This is a genomic window from Stenotrophomonas sp. 59, from assembly GCF_030291095.1.
In the GTDB taxonomy this organism is placed as follows: domain Bacteria; phylum Pseudomonadota; class Gammaproteobacteria; order Xanthomonadales; family Xanthomonadaceae; genus Stenotrophomonas; species Stenotrophomonas maltophilia_Q.
The window spans coordinates 1520942-1540011 of record NZ_CP127408.1; the positions used below are offsets into that span (position 1 = coordinate 1520942).

General features: G+C 67.5%; 15 protein-coding genes. 4 read left to right on the forward strand and 11 right to left on the reverse strand.

All coding sequences use genetic code 11. From position 1 onward, the window contains the following. Positions 1 to 53: 53 nt before the first annotated feature. Both QP552_RS06930 and rlmKL read left to right on the forward strand, forming a co-directional pair. On the forward strand, positions 54 to 581 hold the full coding sequence (locus QP552_RS06930) for a hypothetical protein (RefSeq protein WP_286075407.1): 528 nt from the start codon (positions 54 to 56) through the stop codon (positions 579 to 581). A 145-nt stretch (positions 582 to 726) separates the two neighbouring features. Next, positions 727 to 2865 carry a bifunctional 23S rRNA (guanine(2069)-N(7))-methyltransferase RlmK/23S rRNA (guanine(2445)-N(2))-methyltransferase RlmL gene (rlmKL, locus tag QP552_RS06935; RefSeq protein ID WP_286075408.1) on the forward strand — a complete coding sequence of 713 codons (2139 nt, stop codon included), beginning with the start codon at positions 727 to 729 and terminating at the stop codon, positions 2863 to 2865. 121 nt (positions 2866 to 2986) lie between these two features. Here the strand turns inward: rlmKL and QP552_RS06940 are convergent, their stop codons facing one another. From QP552_RS06940 to QP552_RS06970, 7 genes are all read right to left on the reverse strand, one after another. Beyond that, the gene (locus QP552_RS06940) at positions 2987 to 3316 is read right to left on the reverse strand and encodes a DUF3325 domain-containing protein (RefSeq protein WP_106550335.1); all 330 of its coding nucleotides are present in this window, start codon (positions 3314 to 3316) and stop codon (positions 2987 to 2989) included. Further along, entirely contained in the window at positions 3313 to 4950 is a 1638-nt protein-coding gene (locus QP552_RS06945; protein ID WP_106550336.1) for a PepSY-associated TM helix domain-containing protein, read from the reverse strand. Before QP552_RS06945 ends, QP552_RS06940 begins: the two co-directional genes overlap by 4 nt. Further along, entirely contained in the window at positions 4947 to 5261 is a 315-nt protein-coding gene (locus QP552_RS06950) for a DUF3649 domain-containing protein (RefSeq protein ID WP_106550337.1), read from the reverse strand. The genes QP552_RS06945 and QP552_RS06950 overlap by 4 nt, the downstream gene beginning before the upstream one ends. A gap of 106 nt (positions 5262 to 5367) precedes the next feature. Further along, complete coding sequence (locus QP552_RS06955; RefSeq protein WP_106550338.1) at positions 5368 to 7566, reverse strand: TonB-dependent siderophore receptor; 2199 nt, start codon at positions 7564 to 7566, stop codon at positions 5368 to 5370. Positions 7567 to 7837: 271 nt separating this feature from the next. Then, the gene (locus QP552_RS06960; RefSeq protein ID WP_106550339.1) at positions 7838 to 9124 is read right to left on the reverse strand and encodes a DUF445 family protein; all 1287 of its coding nucleotides are present in this window, start codon (positions 9122 to 9124) and stop codon (positions 7838 to 7840) included. 118 nt (positions 9125 to 9242) lie between these two features. Further along, the gene (locus QP552_RS06965) at positions 9243 to 10121 is read right to left on the reverse strand and encodes a plasmid replication/partition related protein (protein ID WP_106550340.1); all 879 of its coding nucleotides are present in this window, start codon (positions 10119 to 10121) and stop codon (positions 9243 to 9245) included. Positions 10122 to 10184: 63 nt separating this feature from the next. Then, positions 10185 to 11537 carry an aspartate aminotransferase family protein gene (locus QP552_RS06970; protein WP_286075409.1) on the reverse strand — a complete coding sequence of 451 codons (1353 nt, stop codon included), beginning with the start codon at positions 11535 to 11537 and terminating at the stop codon, positions 10185 to 10187. 103 nt (positions 11538 to 11640) lie between these two features. On the opposite strand from QP552_RS06970, the gene QP552_RS06975 reads away from it, so the two are divergent. Further along, positions 11641 to 13137, forward strand: coding sequence for an aldehyde dehydrogenase (locus tag QP552_RS06975; RefSeq protein ID WP_286075410.1), 1497 nt, complete (start codon positions 11641 to 11643; stop codon positions 13135 to 13137). 144 nt (positions 13138 to 13281) lie between these two features. Here QP552_RS06975 and QP552_RS06980 read toward each other — a convergent pair whose 3' ends face one another. Next, the gene (locus tag QP552_RS06980; protein WP_286075411.1) at positions 13282 to 13923 is read right to left on the reverse strand and encodes a hypothetical protein; all 642 of its coding nucleotides are present in this window, start codon (positions 13921 to 13923) and stop codon (positions 13282 to 13284) included. Between the two features lie 147 nt (positions 13924 to 14070). On the opposite strand from QP552_RS06980, the gene QP552_RS06985 reads away from it, so the two are divergent. Then, positions 14071 to 15372, forward strand: a complete 1302-nt coding sequence (locus tag QP552_RS06985) for an MFS transporter (protein ID WP_286075412.1) — start codon at positions 14071 to 14073, stop codon at positions 15370 to 15372. Here the strand turns inward: QP552_RS06985 and QP552_RS06990 are convergent. From QP552_RS06990 to QP552_RS07000, 3 genes are all read right to left on the reverse strand, one after another. After that, complete coding sequence (locus QP552_RS06990; protein WP_004151683.1) at positions 15353 to 15814, reverse strand: bacteriohemerythrin; 462 nt, start codon at positions 15812 to 15814, stop codon at positions 15353 to 15355. The two genes, QP552_RS06985 and QP552_RS06990, sit on opposite strands and share 20 nt — an antisense overlap. Positions 15815 to 15899: 85 nt before the next feature. Continuing rightward, a complete protein-coding gene (locus QP552_RS06995; protein ID WP_106550344.1) occupies positions 15900 to 17243 on the reverse strand; it encodes a diguanylate cyclase in 1344 nt (447 codons plus the stop codon). 96 nt (positions 17244 to 17339) lie between these two features. Beyond that, positions 17340 to 18893, reverse strand: coding sequence for an MASE1 domain-containing protein (locus QP552_RS07000; protein ID WP_286075913.1), 1554 nt, complete (start codon positions 18891 to 18893; stop codon positions 17340 to 17342). Positions 18894 to 19070: the final 177 nt, after the last annotated feature.

Genomic DNA, 19070 nt, shown 5'->3' on the forward strand with positions numbered 1-19070 from the left:
GGCATGAACCTGCCTTCCCTTTCCTTGTCGATCCGCGCGCACGGAGCCTGCGCGTGAGCCGCGGCCACTGCATCCTGTCCCACGGCTTCGAGAGCGGCCCGGAAGCGACCAAGGTCACCGCGCTCGCCGAGGTGGCACAGCGCCTGGGCTGGACCCACGAGCGCCCCGACTACACCGACCTGGACGCCATGAGCGAGGTCAGCCGGGTAGGCGACGTGCCGACCCGCCTGCGCCGCCTGGTCGAGCGCGCCGCCATCGCCGCCCGGCAGGGTCCGGTGGTGCTGGCCGGCTCCAGCCTGGGCGCCTACATCTCCGCCATCGCCTCGCTGCAGGTGCCGGTGGCCGGCCTGTTCCTGATGGTGCCGCCGACCACCATGGGCCCGATGCCGGCGCTGGATGCCGCCGCGGTGCCGACCATGGTGGTGCAGGCCTGGCACGACGATGTGGTCCCGGCCGCCGGGGTCATCGCCTGGGCGCAGGCGCGCGCAGCGCAGCTGCTTCTGGTCGATGACGGCCACCGCCTGGAACACCATGTGGAGGCCTCCGCGCAGGCCTTCGAGCGCCTGCTGCGGCAACTGTGAAGCCCGGGCGCACGGCGCGCCCGCCCGCTTTGACTACAATGGCAGCCCCGCCGCTCCCGGCGCGGGCCTGCTGGCCGTGCTTGCGGCCCTCCTTTCCGACCGGCCCGGCCCTTGTGCCGCGCCCGACCACCTGCGAACCGATCCCGTGAAATTCTTCGTCTCCTGTGCCAAGGGCCTGGAATACCTGCTTGCCGATGAACTGTCGGCCCTGGGCCTTGGCAAGGCCACTGCCACCATTGCCGGCGTCAATGCCGAGGGCGAACTGGAGCAGGCGCTGCGGATCGTGATGTGGTCGCGCCTGGCCAGCCGCGTGCTGTGGCCGATCGACGAATTCGAGTGCCCGGACGAACAGGCCCTGTACGACGGCGTGCGTGCGCTGCCGTGGCACGAGCACATCAAGCCGGAGATGACCCTGGCGGTGGACGCGCACGTGTCCGGCGACAAGATCACCCACGCGCGCTTCGCCGCACAGCGGATCAAGGACGCCATCGTCGACCGCATGCGCGATGAAGGCCTGGAGCGCCCGTCGGTCAACACCGACCTGCCGGACGTGCGCGTCAACCTGTCGCTGCGCAAGGGCCGTGCCTCGCTGTCGATCGACCTCGGCGGTGGCCCGCTGCACCGCCGTGGCTGGCGTGGTGCCGCCCACGAGGCACCGCTGAAGGAAAACCTGGCCGCCGCGCTGCTGCTGCGCGCGCAGTGGCCGCGCCTGCATGCCGCCGGTGGTGGCCTGCTGGACCCGATGTGCGGCAGCGGCACGCTGCTGATCGAAGGCGCGCTGATGGCCGCGGACGTCGCCCCCGGCCTGATGCGCCATGGCAGCCTGCCGCCGAGCCGCTGGCTGGGCTTCGACAAGGCCGCCTGGAAGGCGATCCAGAGCGAAGCGCGCGAACGCGAGGCCGCCGGCCTGGCTGCGCTGAAGCCGGTCATCCACGGCAGCGACATCGACCCGAGCGCGATCCAGGCCGCACGCGAGAATGCGGAAGTGGCGGGCGTCGCCCACGCGATCCGCTTCACCCGTGCCGACGTGGCCGAACTGGCTGCGCCCGAACAGGAGATCGGCGCGGTGGTCTGCAACCCGCCCTACGACGAGCGCCTGGCCGCCGACCCGGCGCTGTACCGCGCACTGGGCAATGCCCTGCAGAAGGCGGTGCCGCAGTGGCGTGCCAGCCTGCTGTGCGGCAACGACGAACTGGCCTTCGCCACCGGCCTGCGCGCCGGCAAGAAGTACCAGATGTTCAACGGTGCGCTGGAATGCGCGCTGATCGTCTGCGATCCGATCGCCGTGCCGGGTCGCGATCCGGCGCAGCCGCGCGAGCTGAGCGAAGGCGCGCAGATGGTGGCCAACCGCCTGCGCAAGAACCTGAAGAAGTTCAAGAGCTGGCGCGCCCGCGAGGACATCACCTGCTTCCGCGCCTACGATGCCGACCTGCCGGAGTATGCGGCGGCCATCGACGTCTACGAGGAAGACGGTGGCAAGCGCCGCACTTTCCTGCATGTGCAGGAATACGCCGCACCTGCCGCGATTCCGGAGAACGACGTGCGCCGTCGTCGCAACGAGCTGCTGGCCGCCGCGCGTGAAGTGTTCGGTGTGCCGCCGGAGCAGGTCTCGATGAAGTCGCGCGAGCGCGGCAAGGGCGGCAGCAAGTACGGCCGCTTCGAGCAGCGTGATGAGTTCATCGTGGTGCGGGAGAACAACGCGCTGCTGCAGGTGAACCTGTTCGATTACCTGGATACCGGCCTGTTCCTCGACCACCGCCCGCTGCGCCGGATGATGGCCGAGCAGGTGCGTGGCAAGCGTTTCCTCAACCTGTTCTGCTACACCGGCGTGGCCAGCGTGCAGGCCGCCGTGGCCGGTGCCGCCAGCACCACCAGCGTCGACCTGTCGGCGACCTATCTGCAGTGGTGCTACGACAACCTGGCGTTGAACGGGCAGGGCGGCAACCAGCACCTGCTGGTGCAGGCCGATGCAATGGCCTGGCTGGAAGGCGACCGTGGGCAGTACGACGTGATCTTCTGCGATCCGCCGACGTTCTCCAACTCCGCGCGCGCCGACGATTTCGACGTGCAGCGCGAGCAGCTGAAGCTGCTGCGTGCGGCGGTGGCACGACTGGCGCCCGGCGGCGTGCTGTACTTCTCCAACAACTTCCGCCGCTTCAAGCTGGAAGAGAACGCCATCGCCGAGTTCGCCCAGTGCCGCGAGATCACCGCGCGCACCATCGGCCCGGACTTCGAGCGCAATGCGCGCATCCACCGCGCGTGGGAACTGAAGCGGTTGGGGTGATTCCAGCCGAAAGGGGATGCCGGCCAGCGGCCGGCACTACCCACGTGCGCGCAGAACAGTAGCGCCGGGCCATGCCCGGCGAGCGTGGGTCCGGTAGATCCACGCCATGCGTGGATGGCGGTTACAGCAACGCCACCACCAGCCCCAGCACCGGCAGCGCGATCGCCAGCGGCGCGATCCACGTCGGCCGGTACGGATACAACCCGAACGACAGCACCACGCCGCCCACGGTCATCGCGCCCAGCCACAGCACCGGGCCCATCGCCCAGCCGTGGTCGGCCACGCACAGTGCGAAGGTCACCGTCAGCAGCGCCCAGCCCAGCACCCGCCATTGCGTGCGCCGTGCCGGTGCGGCAGCGGCCTTGCCATGCAGGTCGTGCTGGTGCTTCTCCATCGCCAGCGACAGCGCGGTGAACGCAGAGAATGAGAGCGTCAGCGCCAGCAGCATCATGCGCTGGCCTCCGCTTCGGTCGTTTCTGCAGCGTCCACCGATGCCTTCGGTGCAGCCGCAGCGGCCGCACGTTTCTTCTTCTCGGCCGCACTCAGCGGTGGCGTCCAGCGCTGCATGCGCCAGCCGCACATCGCCAGCATCGCGCCGAAGGCAATCATCGACAGATCAACGCCGGCCAGCACCCAGTCACCGTTGCGCAGGGTGACGCCGAGGTGAGCATGCGTGGTCAGCGCGTTGACCACCGGCACCAGCGCGAACGCGGCCGCGCCCAGGTACAGCTGCCATGCCCACATCATCCGCTTGGGCCAGATGAAGGCGGCCAGCAACGCCGCGCCCCAGGCGTAGAAGAACACGTTGGCCTCGGCGCTGGAGCGCTCGGCGATGTCCAGCGGCAGCAGGCGGTTGCCCCAGAAGTACGCCGCGAAGGCAATCGGCAGGCCGGCCACGGTGCCGATGTTCAGCGCATCGACCAGGCGCAGGCCGAAGCCGGTGCGTCCACTCTTGGCATGCTTTGGCCGTTCCTTCACCGCCCACAGCACCACGCCGCTGGCCACCATCAGGCAGCCGACCAGGCCGGACAGGAAGAACAACGCGCGCAGGCCCCAGTCGGCGAAGCGGGCCAGGTGCAGGCCGTACAGCACGCCACGGGTGGCGGTGGCGCCACCGGAAGGCGGTGTTTCTTCCAGCAGCGCACCGCTGACCATGTTGTAGCGCACGGCCGGGGTGTCGGTGGACAGTCGCTTGCCGTCGCGCTGGCGGATGTCGATCACCGCATTGGCCGCGCCCGGGTTGGACACGGTGAAGCCGGCCACTTCCACGCCGTGCCAATGCGCGCGTGCGCTGTCCAGCAGCTGTGCGATCGGCAGCGGGGTGGCGCGTCCTTCGGCCGGCGCCGTCACCTCCGGCATGCCGCCGAAGGCCTCGAAGAAGAATTTGTCCTCGTCCTGCGGATAGGCCACCTTCACGCCCCAAGGCAGGTACATGATCATCAGGGTGACGATGCCGGTGTAGGTGATCATCGCGTGGTACGGCAGCGCCATCACTGCGCTGACGTTGTGGAAATCCAGCCAGGAGCGCAGGCCCTTGTCCTTGCGGAAGGTGAAGAAGTCCTTGAAGATTTTCTTGTGGGTGATGACGCCGGTGATGATCGCCACCAGCATGAACATCGCGCAGAAGCCAACCAGGTAGCGCGCCCACAGCACCGGGATGTAGTGCAGGTCGAAGTGCAGCCGGTAGAAGAAGTCGCCGCCGCGGGTCTCGCGTGCCTTCAATTCCTGGCCGGTGTTAGGGTCCAGCGTGGCGTCGCCAAAGCCACCGCGGCGGCCACGGCTGGGGTCGGCCAGCTCCGGTGGCAACCGCCAGAACATCTGCATGGCCGGGTTGCGCGGCTGCGGCAGCGTGACGAACCAGTTCTCGGCCTGGCTGGCATTGGCCTGCAGGTAGTCCACCGCGCGCTGCGCGGCCACATCGATGCTGACCTTGTTGGCCGGCAGCTCCGGGCGCATCCAGCGGCTGATTTCCTCGCGGTAATAGCTGGCTGTGCCCGCCATGAAGATCAGCAGCAGCAACCAGCCGACCAGCAGCCCGGTCCAGGTGTGCAGCCAGGCCATCGATTGGCGGAATCCGTTCTTCATGCCCAGGCCCCCATCAGACGCGCAATGCCTGCCATCAGCAGGGCCGGGGCGAGGATGCCAACCCAGGCGCGCAGTGCGCTGCGGGTGGCGAATGCCCACAGTGCGGCACAGGCGGCGACCAGGATCGCCAGCAGCATGCCGGTCAGCACGGTCTGGCCGCGCGCGCCGGGCAGCGCCACCGCGCAGAACACGCTGGTCACCGAGGCCAGCGCATAGCCGCCGAAGATCGCGGCCAATGAACGTGACAGCACGCCCCAGCGCGGGTTGGAGAAGAGGGTGCGGGGGCTGGCGGTTGCGGGCGAGCGGTCCACGGCGTTCCTGCAGGTTTCAGTGGAAGAAGGCCGGCGCACCGCAGTGCGCCGGAGGAGGCCATCCCTGGCCTGGCACCGGTCGCAGAACCGGTGCCATCCATCAGGGTCAGAGCTTCCAGCGCAGCGTCACGGTGACATTGCGTGGTTCGCCCCAGTACACGCCGTTGTAGAAACCGACGTTGTTGAAATACTTCTTGTCCAGCAGGTTGTTGATGTTCAGCTGGGCGCTGAAGTTCTCGTTGAAGCGGTAGCCGCCGGCGAGGTTGACCAGGTAGAACGCGTCCTGGGTGATCCTGGCCTTGCTGCGGTCGGGCTTGGTGCTGGTGTTCCAGATGCTGCTCTGCCAGGTCACGCCACCACCCAGCCAGAAGCGGCCGTCGATACCGCCAGGGCGCCAGCTGGTGTTGAGCCGGAAGGTATCCTGCGGGGCGGTGGTCCGCTGCAGCACGCCATCCTTGTTGCGGATGACGGTGTGGGCGAAACCGGCCGAGACGTTCCACTGCTCGCCGATGCTGCCCTGGGTTTCGATCTCCCAGCCCTTGACCTTGTTGCCCTTGCCGGTGGAGCGGTAGGCCTGGCTGCCATCGGGCAGCGAGTTCACCGGCACCGAATCATCGATCTCGGCAACGTTGTCCTGCTTGCCCTCGAACACGGCGGCCGAGGCATTGAGCAGGCCGCCGAAGAACTCGGCCTTGACGCCTGCTTCGTACATGTTGCCGACCACCGGCTCCAGGTAGTTGCCATTGCGGTCGCGGTAGTTCTGCGGCTTGAAGATGTCGGTGTAGCTGACATAGCCGCTGAAGATCGAATTGAAGTCGTAGACCAGGCCGGCATACGGGGTGAGCATGTCGTCCGGCCTGTAGCCGGTGCGGGTGGTGCGGTTGCGGTTGCCATTGGCATCGTAGCCATAGGCCCAGCTGCGGGTTTCCCAGCTGCCGTAGCGCGCGCCGACCACCGCCAGCAGCGGGTCGGCCAGGCGCAGCCGCGCGGCAACGTAGGCTGCGCGCTGGCGCAGTTCATTCTGCGAAGACAGCCTGCCCAGGCGGGTCACCGGCAGCACCGGCACATTGCCGGTCCAGTGGCGCCAGTCCGGCACCACGGCATAGGCATCGTCGTAGTCGAAGTCCATGCCTTCCGACTCGCCCTTGCGCACCGACTGGCCCAGGCCGAACACCAGTTCATGCTCGCGACCGAACAGCTGGAACGGGCCACCGACGTTGACGTCGAACACGTCCATCGTGCTGTGCTCGTTGAAGTGCGAGATGTAGGCGGTGACGCCGGTTCCATCGGCACGCGGATTGCCGGCGGCGCCGTACCAGACGCTGCCGTCGGTATCACGCACGGCGTGGCTGATATTGCCCTTCACCGACCAGCCGTTGCCGAGCTGCTGCTCCAGCCGCGCGAAGCTGGTCTTCTCCACGATCGGCCAGGCGCTCCACGAGGCCGACAGGTTGGTCGAGCGAGGCAGGTTGGCTGGCGTGCCATCGGCGCCCCAGTACGGCACCACGCCCCAGGTCACGCCGGTGGTGCGCGGCGACTGGTATTCGTAGCCCACTTCGAACAGCGTGCTGTCGCTCAGGTCGGCCTGCACGATGCCGTAGAACACATCCTTGTCGAGCGAATAGACATCACGGAATGAATCGCTCTGCTGCTTGGCTGCGACCACGCGCGCACGGATGCGGCCGTCCCAGGCAACCGGACCACCGAGATCGGCTTCCAGGCGGCGGTTGCCCCAGCGTCCCACGGTGAGGTTGGCGCCCATCTGGAAGGTATCGGTGGGGCGCTTGCGGATCATGCTGATGGTGCCGGAGGGATCGCCGGCGCCGGTGGTCAGGCCGGTGGCGCCACGGATCACCTCGATGCGCTCGTAGATCACGTTGTCGGTGTTGGTCTTGACCGAGCCACCGAACGTGTTGAGCATGCCGTCGATCTGGAAATTGTCGATGGTGTAGCCGCGCGAGACATAGTTGATGCGCTCGCTGTCGGTGACCGACACGCTGACGCCGGTCACCTGGCCCATCACGTCCGACAGCGAAAACAGGCCCATGTCGTCCAGGCGCTGGCGGGTGATCACGGTCACCGACTGCGGCGTCTCGCGCAACGACAGGTCCAGCCTGGTCGCGCTGCGCGCGTTCTTCACCGTGTAGCTGTTCGGGATCTCGCCATCGGCGGTCACCTTCACGGTGTCCAGCGTGCGCGCGGAAGATTCGGCGGTGCCGTCGGCGTGTGCCAGCGGAGCGATCATCAGTGCGGTCACGGCCAGGGCCAGCAGAGAGGGACGAGGGAGGTTCAGCGGCATTGCCATCGGTGCGATTCCATGCAGGACGAAACAGGCGATGGAATGCGCAGACGCAGCAGCCGTGCGCTCCGCGCACGTCGCCCAGCGAGTCCCATCGACGGTGCGCCACCCGCGCAGTGCGGGCGACCCGGTAGTCGGGGGATGTACACGGGCGAAGGGGCGGGTGGGTGCGTGCTTCCGTGCCCCGCTTGGCTAAGCGTACAACCGATTAGCAAATGATAGGCATTCGCATTTCGTTAATCAAGCGTGACGGCGCCCGCTCCCGTGCAGGGAGGCTTCAGAAGCGGAAAAGGACCGTCGCAGCGTGCAGCAGCAGGCCGATCAGCCCGCCGACCAGGGTGCCGTTGAAGCGGATGAACTGCAGGTCACGGCCCACGCTCAGTTCCAGCTGTTCGACCAGGTGCCGCTCGTCCCAGCCCTTCACGGTCTGCGCGATATGCGTGGTGACGCCCTCGCGCAGGCGCCCGGTCAGGCGCTGCGCACCTTCCATCAGATGCTGGTTCAGTGCCTGGCGCAGCGCCGGGTCGGCCTGCAGGCTGGCACCGAGCGAACCCAGGCTGCGCTGCAGGTGGCCGACCAGCGCCGAATCCTCGCGCTGCAGGTCCGCGCGAAGGCTGGCGTGGATGCGCGCCCACAGCCCCTGCACGTACTCCTGCAGGGCCGGGTGGTCGATCATTTCCTGCTTGAGCTGCTCGATGCGCTCGGCCAGCGCCGGATCCTCGCGCAGGCGCTGCACGTAGTTCTGCAACCAGGTCTCGTAGTCCTGGCGCAGCGGATGCTGCGGCTCGGCCAGCACCTGCTGCAGCTCTTCCAGCACCGCGCGGGCCAGGCGTTCGGCCAGGCTGTCGCCGATCTCGTCGATCGGCTTGACCCAGTTCACCGTGCTCGACAGCGTCGGCCATTCGCGCTGGATGTAGCGCACGATCAGCTGCGAGGCGCGTTCCTTCACCTCAGGCTGTTCCAGCCAGCGGCCCAGCCGCTGCAGGCCCTCGTCCAGCACGCGTTGATGGCGGCCATCGGCGGTCAGCAGGGCCAGCAGTTCACCGGCAGTGGCAGCGGCATTCCACTGCCGCAACTGCTGCACCACGAAGGCATGCAGCTGCCGGCGTACGGCCGTTTCGTCGAAGAAATCCAGCGCCTGCAACGCCCAACCGCGGGCCATGTCGGCCAGCATGCGCGAGCGTGCCGGGTCGGCCAGCCAGCTGCCGAGGCGGCTGGCCGGATCGAATACCTGCAGCTTGGCCAGCAGCACACCTGGCTCCAGGAACTGGTCGCGCACGAACAGCGCCAGGCTGTCGCCGATGCGCTCCTTGCTGCGCGGGATGATCGCGGTGTGCGGAATCGGCAGGCCCATCGGCCGCCGGAACAGCGCGACCACGGCGAACCAGTCGGCCAGCGCGCCCACGGCAGCGGCTTCGCAGAAGGCCGAAACCCAGGCCCAGATGCCGCGTTCACCCTGCCAGTGGCTGACCGCGAAACCGGCCAGCATCAACAGCAGCAGGCCCAGCGCGAGGGCTTTCAGGCGCCGCAGCTGAGCGCGGCGCGGATCGATGGCAGGCGTCATGCCGGAAGTCTAACCGCCACCGAATGAGCGCCGGGTAGTGCCGGCCGCTGGACGGCATCTGCAGTTCACCCGATACGTTCATGGGGTTGCCGGCCAGCGGCCGGCACTACCCAAGGGGTCAGAGCGCTTCCAGCTGCTTGCGCAGCGCGGCCAGCTGCGCGCGCAGAGTGTCGTTCTCGCGGGTCAGGGCGACCACGCGACGGCGCAGGGCCGGTGCATCCTCGCCCAGCTGTTCCAGTGCGGACAGCACTTCGGCATCGCGGCTGGCGATCTCGTCCTCATCCGCCTCCTCGAAATCCATCTCGGCCGGTTCAGGCTTCGGCGCGCGCGGCTTGCGCTTGGACTCGCGCACGCGCTTGGCGGCCTGCTTCAGCTCGTCCTTGCCACCGGCGGCGGCGGCGCGCTGTTCTTCTTCAGGCAGGTCGGCCACGGCCGCGGCGGCGCTGATCGAGATCATGCCGGCCTTCACCGCTTCCACCACCTCGGCCGCGGCCTGGGCGTGGATGCGTTCGATCATGCCGACCTGGCTGGTGCTCAGCTTGGCCTCGCGGGCCAGCTCGGCACGGCTGACCTTCGGTGCCGGCTCCCACGGCGGGCTGTCTTCACCGCCTTCATCGGCCATCTCTGCCGTGCCATCGCTCTCGCGCTGCAGCTGGGCCTGCTCGACCTGCTTGCGGGCGGCGAGGATGTCGCGCTTGCGCAGCGCCAGCACGCCGCGCTGGAAGTCGGACACGCTACGGCGCCCCAGGTGCTGCTCGATCATCCACAGGTGCACGTCTTCCATGCTCTGGAAGCGGGTGTTCTGCACGGTGTTGAACGGCAGGCCGTGCTTCTGGCAGATACCGAAGCGGTTATGGCCATCGACCAGCACATCGCCCCACAGCACCAGTGCATCGCGGCAGCCTTCGGCCAGGATGCTGCGCTCCAGCGCGTCATGTTCGTCCGCGGTCAGCGGGTCGATATAGGCCTTGAGTTCTTCTTTGACGACGATATCCATGGGCACGGCAGCGAGCAGGAGCGGAACCGCCCATTGTACCCGCTCGCCGCCGCCGGCCCGGGCTCAGGCGGTGGCCCGGATCATCTCGCCCAGCGTGCCGGCGATCTGGTCGATCTGCGCCTTGTCCACGATCAGCGGCGGAGACAGCGCGATGATGTCGCCGGTACAGCGCACCAGCAGCCCACCGTCGTGGAAGCAGCGCCGGAATACCTCGTAGCCCCGGCTGCCCGGGGTATCGCGACGTGGTGCCAGTTCGATGGCCCCGACCAGCCCGAAGTTGCGGATGTCGATCACGTTGGGCAGGCCCTGCAGCGCATGCAGCCGTTCCTGCCAGTACTCGCCCAGTTCGATGGCCCGCTCGAACAGGCGCTCCTCGGCGTAGACCTCCAGAGTGGCCAGCGCGGCCGCACAGGCCAGCGGGTGACCAGAGTAGGTATAGCCGTGGAACAGCTCGATGGCCTGCGGCGGCGCCTGCATCAGCGTAGCGTGCACCGCATCGCTGGCCAGCACGCCGCCCAGCGGCACCGCGCCGTTGCTGACCGCCTTGGCGAAGGTCAGCAGGTCCGGGGTGACCCCGAAGCGCTGTGCGGCGAAGGGCATGCCGACCCTGCCGAAACCGGTGATGACCTCATCGAACACCAGCAGGATGCCGTGGTGATCGCACAGCTCGCGCAGGCGCTGCAGGTAGCCCGGCGCCGGCAGGATCACGCCGGCGGACCCAGCGATGGGCTCGACGAAGACCGCCGCGATGGTCGAGGCGTCATGCAGCGCGATCAGCCGCTCCAGATCGTCGGCCAGTTCAGCGCCCTGGCGCGGCAGGCCTCTGCTGAACGCATTGCGCTGCAGGTCCAGGGTGTGGCGCAGGTAGTCCACGCCGCCCAGCTGCAGGCCGAACGCCCTGCGGTTGTTGGGCAGGCCGCCGAGTGCCATGCCGCCGAAGCCGACGCCGTGGTAGGCCTTCTCGCGGCTGATGAAGCGCGTGCGCTGGCCCTCGCCGCGCTGGCGGTGGTAGGCCAGCACGATCTTCATCGCGGTATCCACCGCCTCCGAGCCGGAGCTGGTGAAGAACACATGGTTCAGGGGCGTTGGTGCCAATGCGGCCAGCCGCTGCGCCAGCGCGAATGCCGGCGGCGAGCCCATCTGGAAGGCGGGCGAGTAGTCGAGCGTGCGCGCCTGCTCGACGATGGCCTCGACGATGCGCGGCCGTGCATGGCCCGCGTTGCAGCACCAGAGGCCGGCCGTGCCATCGAGGATCTGGCGGCCGTCGACATCCTCGTAGTGCATGCCCTCGGCACGCACCAGCACACGCGGCGCTGCCTTGTACTGGCGGTTGGCGGTGAACGGCATCCAGTACGCCTCCAATGACTCCGGGCGTTGGGTAGCCAGATCGTGCAGGTCGCTCGCGGAACGCTTCATGCCAGCTCCATCGGGTCCGATGGGGAGAATGTAGCGCAGCCACGTCACGGCGGAGTCGCGGCCACGCCGGTATAACCGGGGAAACTGTTCCGAGGAGCCCGGCATGGCCGACTTTCCCGACCGCAGCCACTGGCAGGCACTGGCCCAGCAGCTTTCGATGCCGACCCAGGCATTCATCGATGGCCGCTACGTCGATGCTGCCAACGGTGCGCGCTTCGACTGCATCAGCCCGATTGATGGCCGCGTGCTGGCGGCGGTCGCCGACTGCGACGCACAGGACGTGGAGCGCGCAGTGCGGGCGGCGCGGCGTGCCTTCGATGCGGGCCACTGGTCGCAGGCCAGCCCGGCCCATCGCAAGCGCGTGCTGTTGGCCCTGGCGGGGCTGGTGGAAAAACACGCCGACGAGCTTGCCTTGCTGGAAACCCTGGACATGGGCAAGCCGGTGCGCGATTCACGCCGCATCGACCTGCCCGGCGTGGTGCGCTGCCTGGCCTGGACCGCCGAGGCCGTGGACAAGCTGTACGGCGAAATCGCACCCACCGGACCGCATGAACTCGGCCTGGTCACGCGCGAGGCTGCCGGCGTGGTGGCGGCGATCGTGCCGTGGAACTTCCCGCTGCTGATGGCTTGCTGGAAGATCGCCCCGGCACTGGCGATGGGCAATTCGGTGGTGCTCAAGCCGTCCGAGCGTTCGCCCCTGTCGGCGTTGCGGCTGGCGGCGCTGGCCGCCGCGGCGGGCCTGCCGGACGGAGTGCTGAACGTGCTGCCCGGCCATGGTACGCGCGTGGGCGAGCCCTTGGCACTGCATATGGACGTGGACGTGCTGGCCTTCACCGGTTCCACCGCCACCGGCGCGAAGCTGCTGGAGTATGCGGGACGGTCCAACCTCAAGCGGGTCTGGCTGGAATGCGGTGGCAAGAGCCCACACCTGGTGTTCGCCGACGCCCCGGACCTGGACGCAGCGGCCAAGGCCGTGGCGCAGGGCATCTTCTTCAACCAGGGCGAAGTCTGCACCGCCGGCTCGCGGCTGCTGGTGCAGCGCTCGATCCGTGAGGACTTCGTGCACCAGGTGATTGCCTATGGCCAGCACATGCAGCCCCGCCATCCACTGGAGGCCGATGCACCGATGGGCGCGCTGGTCGACGCCGCGCACGTGGACAAGGTGCTGGCCGATATCGCCCGTGCCGAAGGCGAGGGCGCTCGTCTGCTGCTGGGCGGCCATCGGGCCGAGGTGGAGGCCGGCGGCTGCTATGTGCAGCCCACAGTATTCGACCAGGTGCGTCCGGACCACGCGTTGGCACACGAGGAAGTGTTCGGGCCAGTGCTGGCCGTGCTTGGTTTCGACGACGAGGCCGAAGCGGTGCGCGTGGCCAACGACAGCCGTTATGGATTGGCGGCGGGCCTGTGGACGCGTGACCTGGGCCGCGCCCATCGTGTCGCACGCCAGCTGCGCGCCGGCAGCGTGTGGGTGAATGGTTGGGATGGTGGTGACATGACCGCCCCGTTCGGTGGCTACAAGCAGTCCGGCAACGGGCGTGACAAATCGTTGCACGCGTTCGACAAGTACAGCGAGATCAAGGCCACCTGGATCCAGTTGTAACGACGCGCTTGCCGAGCGCTTTTCGTAGAGCCGAGCCATGCTCGGCTGCTGTTTGCTCTTTGTAGAGTCGAGCCATGCTCGACTGCTCTTCGCGAGATGCAGCCGAGCATGGCTCGGCTCTACAGAAGGCAGACAGCCGTCGAGCTACCGGCAACGCGCGCTCACCTGCAGCACCGCCGCACGCAGCAGTTCGCGGTCGTCCTCCTCAACGGCGTTCTGGAAATAGTCCATGTCCTGCTTGCCCAGCTCGCACGGGTCGACGATGTACCCCGGTGGCCACAGCCCCAGCAGTTGCGCCACGCCATGCACGATCTGCTCGGGGCTCATCTGCCGACGGATGCGGAAGTAGTTGCGGCGCGGTGCGAACGCGGGATGCACCTCGCGGCGGCCGATCAGGCGGGGAGCGATACCTGCGGCGCTGATGCCGTCACCACCGTCGATGCTGCCCGCAGGCAGACTCAGGATCAGTGGCGCCACCGCAGCCGCGTCCTCCGCAGCAGGCTGGGCGCTGTCTGCCTGCGCAACCGGGGCAGGGCGGGGCATCACCGATGCGGCCGGACGCGTCATCTGTGCGGAGGGCAAGGTGGGCTGCTTGGCTACCGGCGTCGGCAGTTCCGGTGGCAGCCAGCGCAGCATGATCCGTGGGCCCTCGCCGCTACGCAGTTCGATCCGGCCGCTGTCCAGCAGCCACAGAGTGAGCCCTCCATGCACCAGCAGTACCACCAGCCACGCCGCCATCCGCGGCAGCTTCGGCGAATCGGACCACGACAACGCGACTGCAGCCATCGGCAAGGCATCCATGCAGGGACCGGTGGCGCAGCCTAGCGGGCGGCAGGAAAAAATTCGTTGGCATCGGTGTCGGCTGAAACCATCGCCCCGTGCGACCACCGCCCCGTGGCAGAATCGGCCGATCTACCGTTATCCGTACTGCCGATGTCGACGATCGCTGCTGCCGCGCCACCCGTGAATTCCCCCCGTCGTGTCCTGCTGGCCAGCCTGATCGGCACCACCATCGAATTCTTCGATTTCTACATCTACGCCACGGCAGCAGTGCTGGTGTTCCCGCACCTGTTCTTCCCGGACAGCAGCGAACAGGCGGCGCTGCTGCAGTCACTGGCAACGTTCGCGGTCGCGTTCATCGCGCGCCCGGTGGGCTCGGCAGTGTTCGGCCACTTCGGTGACCGTATCGGCCGCAAGGCCACGCTGGTGGCCGCGCTGCTGACCATGGGCCTGTCCACGGTGCTGATCGGCCTGTTGCCCACCCATGCCCAGATTGGCCTGTGGGCCCCCGCGTTGCTGGCGCTGTGCCGCTTCGGCCAGGGCTTGGGGCTGGGCGGCGAGTGGGGCGGGGCGGTGCTGCTGGCCACTGAGAACGCACCGCCGGGCAAGCGCGCCTGGTATGGCATGTTCCCGCAGCTGGGTGCGCCGCTTGGCTTCCTGCTGTCGGCCGGCATTTTCCTGGTGCTCGGCCGCTGCCTGAGCCAGGACGACTTCCTGCAGTGGGGCTGGCGCATTCCGTTCGTGGCCAGCGCGCTGCTGGTGGGTCTGGGACTGTGGGTGCGGCTGAACATCCACGAGACGCCCGACTTCAAGAAGGCACTGGAGCGCAAGGCGCCAGTACGGCTGCCGATGTGGACGGTGCTGCGTGACCATCCGGTGCCGATGCTGCTGGGCACCCTGGGCGCCTTCGCCACCTTCGTGCTGTTCTACCTGATGACCGTGTTCAGCCTGGGCCACGGCACGGCGGTGCTGGGCTACAGCCGCGAGCAGTTCCTGCTGATGCAGATGGTCGGCATGCTGTTCTTCGCACTGGGCATCCCGCTGTCGGCACGCTATGGCGACCGCTGGGGCACGCGTCGCACCATGATCGTCGCCAGCGTGCTGATCATCGGCTTCGGCGTACTGTTCGCGCCGTTGTTCCAGCCGCACAGCCCATGGCTGGTCACCGCCTTCCTGTGCCTGGGTCTGTTCCTGATGGGCCTGACCTATGGCCCCTGCGGCACCTTCCTGGCCGAGATCTACCCGGTGGAGGTCCGCTACACCGGTGCTTCGCTGTCATTCAACCTGGCCGGCATCCTCGGTGCGGCACCTGCCCCGTATCTGGCGACCTGGCTGGCCGAGCGATTCGGCCTGGTCGCGGTGGGCTACTACCTGTGCCTGACCGCGGTTGCCACCCTGTGCGCGCTGGTGGCACTGCACCGGCGCGCGCTGCGGCTCAACCAAAGAAGCGCTTGAGCGTGCGACCCAGCCAGCCACCGCCCTGGTGTTCGCGGGCGAACTGGTTCAGGTGCGCCTTGACCTGCTCGGCATAGGCCTGGTCGTCGCCGCGGATGTGGTTGAACAGCCAGCGCGAGAGCATGGTGCGCAGTTCGTCGCTGATGTCCTCGCCGGCCTGGAAGCGCATGCGGTACTCCGATACCCGCTTGATGAAGACCTCATGCACGCGCTTGTGCGCGGCACAGAACGGGTAGCCCGCTTCTTCCATCAGCTCTTCCTCGAACGCGAAGTGCGACATGGTGTAGTCCACCACCTCGTCGATCACTTCACCCACCGCGGCACGCTGCATGCTGGCCTGGGCCACGTGCAGGTGGTTGAGCATCTCGATGATGCGGCGGTGTTGTTGGTCGATCACATCGATGCCGATGTTCAGATCGTCCTGCCAGACCAGTAGTGCCATCCCCGGCTCCCCTTCATGCGTATGTCGGGGCCGACTGTAGAGCCGCCCTGCGCGGGCGGCGTTGATCTGGATCAAAGCGCAGCGGTCAGGGCAGCGCCGGTTCGCGTGGGCGCAGTGGGCTGGCCACCGTGGTGCAGCTGACCCGGTTGCGGCCACCGGCCTTGGCCAGGTACAGCTGGCGGTCGGCTTCGGAGATCAGCCGGTGCAGTGCATCGCGCTGCGGGCGCAGGCAGCACAGGCCGATGCTGACGGTCATGCGCAGGGTTGCGGTGCCGATGTCGACCTCCAGCGCGGCGATGCGCTGGCGCAGTTCCTCGAAGTACAGCAGTGCCTCGTCCTGCTCCATGTCCGGCACCAGAAGGCAGAACTCCTCGCCGCCGAAGCGTGCGATCAGGTCCTGGCTGCGCGCGTGCGCGGCCACCGCGCTGGCCACCGCGCGCAAGGCATCGTCGCCGGCTTCGTGGCCATGGGTGTCGTTGATGTGCTTGAAGTGGTCGATGTCGATCATCGCCACCGCCACGCACTGCCCGTGCAGCTGCAGTTGCGGCAGCTGGCGCTGGCTCTGCTCGAGGAAGCAGCGCCGGTTGGGCAGCCCGGTAAGGAAATCCCGGGTGGCCAGGTCCTGCAGGGTGCCGATCAGCTCCAGCTGGTCCACATTCTGCGAGACCCGGCAGAAAAACTCCTCGCGTGAGAACGGCTTGCGCAGGAAATCGTTGGCGCCGTTCTTCAGGAAGCGCGGGATCAACGACGCATCGGTATTGCCGGAGATACCGATCACCGCCACCTTGTCGCGCGAGCGCAGGGTGCGCAGGCGGCGGGTGAACTCCACGCCCTGCATGCCTGGCATTTCCTGGTCGACCACGGCGAGGCGGATCGCCGGATGCGCCTCAATTGCAGCCAGGCCCTCATTGCCATCGGCCGCCTCGTGCACCTCGTGCCCATACATGCGCAGCAAGGCTGCGGCATAACCGCGTGCGGACGGTGAGTCGTCCACCACCAGCGCGGCGATGCGCCGGTTGCGTTCCAGCCGCTGCACCAGCCACACCAGGTAATCGATGCTGCCGGGCGTGTTCTTCAGCACATAGTCGATGATCTGCTGCTGCAGCACGCGCTTGCGCAGGTCTTCGTCGTAGACGCCGCTGACCACCACGGTGGGCAGGTTGCGCTTGAGGAAGAACTCGACCACCGCGTCGCGGTCGCCATCGGCCAGGACCAGCCCGGTCAGTACCAGGAACCAGCCGCCACCTTCGTTCAGCAGGCGGTCGGCCTCGGCCAGGGTGGAGGCGATCACCACCGGTAGCTCCAGGCGCTGCTCGATGGCCTCGCGCAGCATGCCGGTGAAGGCACGGGAGTTTTCGACCAGCAGGATCCGCTGCGGCAGCGGATCGGCCAGGTCGCCATCGACGGCGGCCTGCGGCAGGACGGGCATGATGCGGTGGCTCACGAGGGAGGGGCTCGGCACGGATAGCGGCGGTTTCGGCTGCAACTTTAGCTGCGAACGCTACGCGCCGGGCAGGATTGCGTGTCAGGCCGCCGCGGGCGACGCGTGGGTGATTGGTTCATGCAGGACCAGTCGCAGCCGATTGCCCCGGCAGTGGACTGTTCCGCCGTAGGCAAGCATCCGCCCGGCCAGGCGCTCGACGGCCTGGTGGGTGGTGCGCGTCGATAGCGTGCAACCACGGTCGAGCAGGCTCACCACAGCAACAATGCCGCGACGTTTGCCTGCCCGACCGCTTCGGGCGCGCACGCAGACCTGCCCGGTCTCCAGCTCGAGCAGAAGTGAAACCGCCTCGATCAGCGAGCGATAGATGGCCAGTTGCAGATCCACGGTCAGCAGGCAGGGATTGCCCGCCAGCCTGGGCGGAATGACGCGATGCGTGTTGTTCCAGATTTCGTATGCACCGCCGGCTTGCAGCGCGATGTAGAGCCCGACCTGTTCCAGTCCAGTGGGATAGACCAGGCTGGCCTGTTCACGGAACAGGCGTGAATGCACCGACGACGCATGCTGCAGGCTGTTTGCGACCGCATGGTGGCCTTGGGACTTCAGCCAGCTGACCATCTCGCTGAGCGAACTGTCCATGCCCTCTCCCAGATGTTTCAGGTGGACGGCCCGTTCACGCAGCTCACGCTCGCTGGTCTGATGCGAGCCGCGTGCCAGGCGCAGTGTGGTTGCCTCGGCCAGGCCGCGGGACCGGGCGCGCTGATGGTGGTAGCTGATGCTGGAACCGAGTGCCAGCAGTGCGACACTCATCACCGCCATGTTCTGTTGGGTGGCGAACGTGCCCAGGTCGAATGAGGAGGGCAGGCCGGTGCTGGGCGTCGCGCCGTGCAGGGGGAGGTTCAACAACGGAATCGCGATGGCCGCACCGCGCCACCCATGCATGAAGGTCAGGGCGATGGCGGGCAGGGCGGCCAGCAGCACCATGTGTGTGCGTGTCGTATGGGCACCGGCACTTGTCAATTGCATGCACAGGCCCAGCACCAGCATCACCAGGATCGCGGAGGCGGTAGGGGCGACGAAACGGTCGCTCCAACCGGGATCGGCCTGCCGTCGCGACCAGAGGAATGCCAACGGCACCAGGGTGATGATGGCGGCGAAGTGGCCAAAGATCGTCCGGTCGACCGCGTCCAGCAGATTGCTGGGTGGTGGGTTCGACCACAGGACATATGAAATGCCCAGGTTGAGACCCGGGACGAACAGTGCCGTGCAGAATGACAACGACAGCAGCCAGAGACCGGTAGCTGCTTCGGACGGCATTCTCATCCGATGCAGGTAGACCACCAGCATCGCCATCGGCATCAGCAGTGTCGAAGCCAGGATGACCCAGTCCAGGCCATAGGTGTCGATCATGGGGATGCGCAGCGTTGCGAAGTACGCGTACTCGCCCAGCAGCAGATAGGGCCACAGGCGGGTCGGGACGATCAGCAGTGCCGCTGCACGGATGCCCGCCGGCAGGAAGAACTGATCCAGCGAGAACTGACGCGAACCGAGGCAGCTCAGCGCATAGACGGCCGCGAGGGCGATCCCGGCTGGCCGGATACGGAAGCTCAGTTCAACTGCCTTTTTGAATCGGTCCAAACCCGAGCCTCCCTTGCTCGTGACATGGCAGCGGCTGTGCGGGTTGCTTGAACGCGCCATGACGCGCCATTGGTTGACAGTATCGATAGAAGCATGGGGGCGCAATTGCACGCCGGCGCCGGATCCTGACGGGGTGGGTTCGGCGCCGACCAAAGATCACTTTCGAGTAGTGATCTG

Coding starts and splice junctions, on each gene's coding strand:
- QP552_RS06965 (WP_106550340.1), bottom strand. CDS start 10,121: ATGGATATCGTCGTCAAAGAAGAACTCAAGGCCTATATCGACCCGCTG.
- QP552_RS06985 (WP_286075412.1), top strand. CDS start 14,071: ATGTCGACGATCGCTGCTGCCGCGCCACCCGTGAATTCCCCCCGTCGT.
- QP552_RS06960 (WP_106550339.1), bottom strand. CDS start 9,124: ATGACGCCTGCCATCGATCCGCGCCGCGCTCAGCTGCGGCGCCTGAAA.
- QP552_RS06955 (WP_106550338.1), bottom strand. CDS start 7,566: ATGGCAATGCCGCTGAACCTCCCTCGTCCCTCTCTGCTGGCCCTGGCC.
- QP552_RS06995 (WP_106550344.1), bottom strand. CDS start 17,243: ATGCCCGTCCTGCCGCAGGCCGCCGTCGATGGCGACCTGGCCGATCCG.
- QP552_RS06940 (WP_106550335.1), bottom strand. CDS start 3,316: ATGATGCTGCTGGCGCTGACGCTCTCATTCTCTGCGTTCACCGCGCTG.
- QP552_RS06975 (WP_286075410.1), top strand. CDS start 11,641: ATGGCCGACTTTCCCGACCGCAGCCACTGGCAGGCACTGGCCCAGCAG.
- QP552_RS06990 (WP_004151683.1), bottom strand. CDS start 15,814: ATGGCACTACTGGTCTGGCAGGACGATCTGAACATCGGCATCGATGTG.
- QP552_RS06970 (WP_286075409.1), bottom strand. CDS start 11,537: ATGAAGCGTTCCGCGAGCGACCTGCACGATCTGGCTACCCAACGCCCG.
- QP552_RS06945 (WP_106550336.1), bottom strand. CDS start 4,950: ATGAAGAACGGATTCCGCCAATCGATGGCCTGGCTGCACACCTGGACC.
- QP552_RS06980 (WP_286075411.1), bottom strand. CDS start 13,923: ATGGCTGCAGTCGCGTTGTCGTGGTCCGATTCGCCGAAGCTGCCGCGG.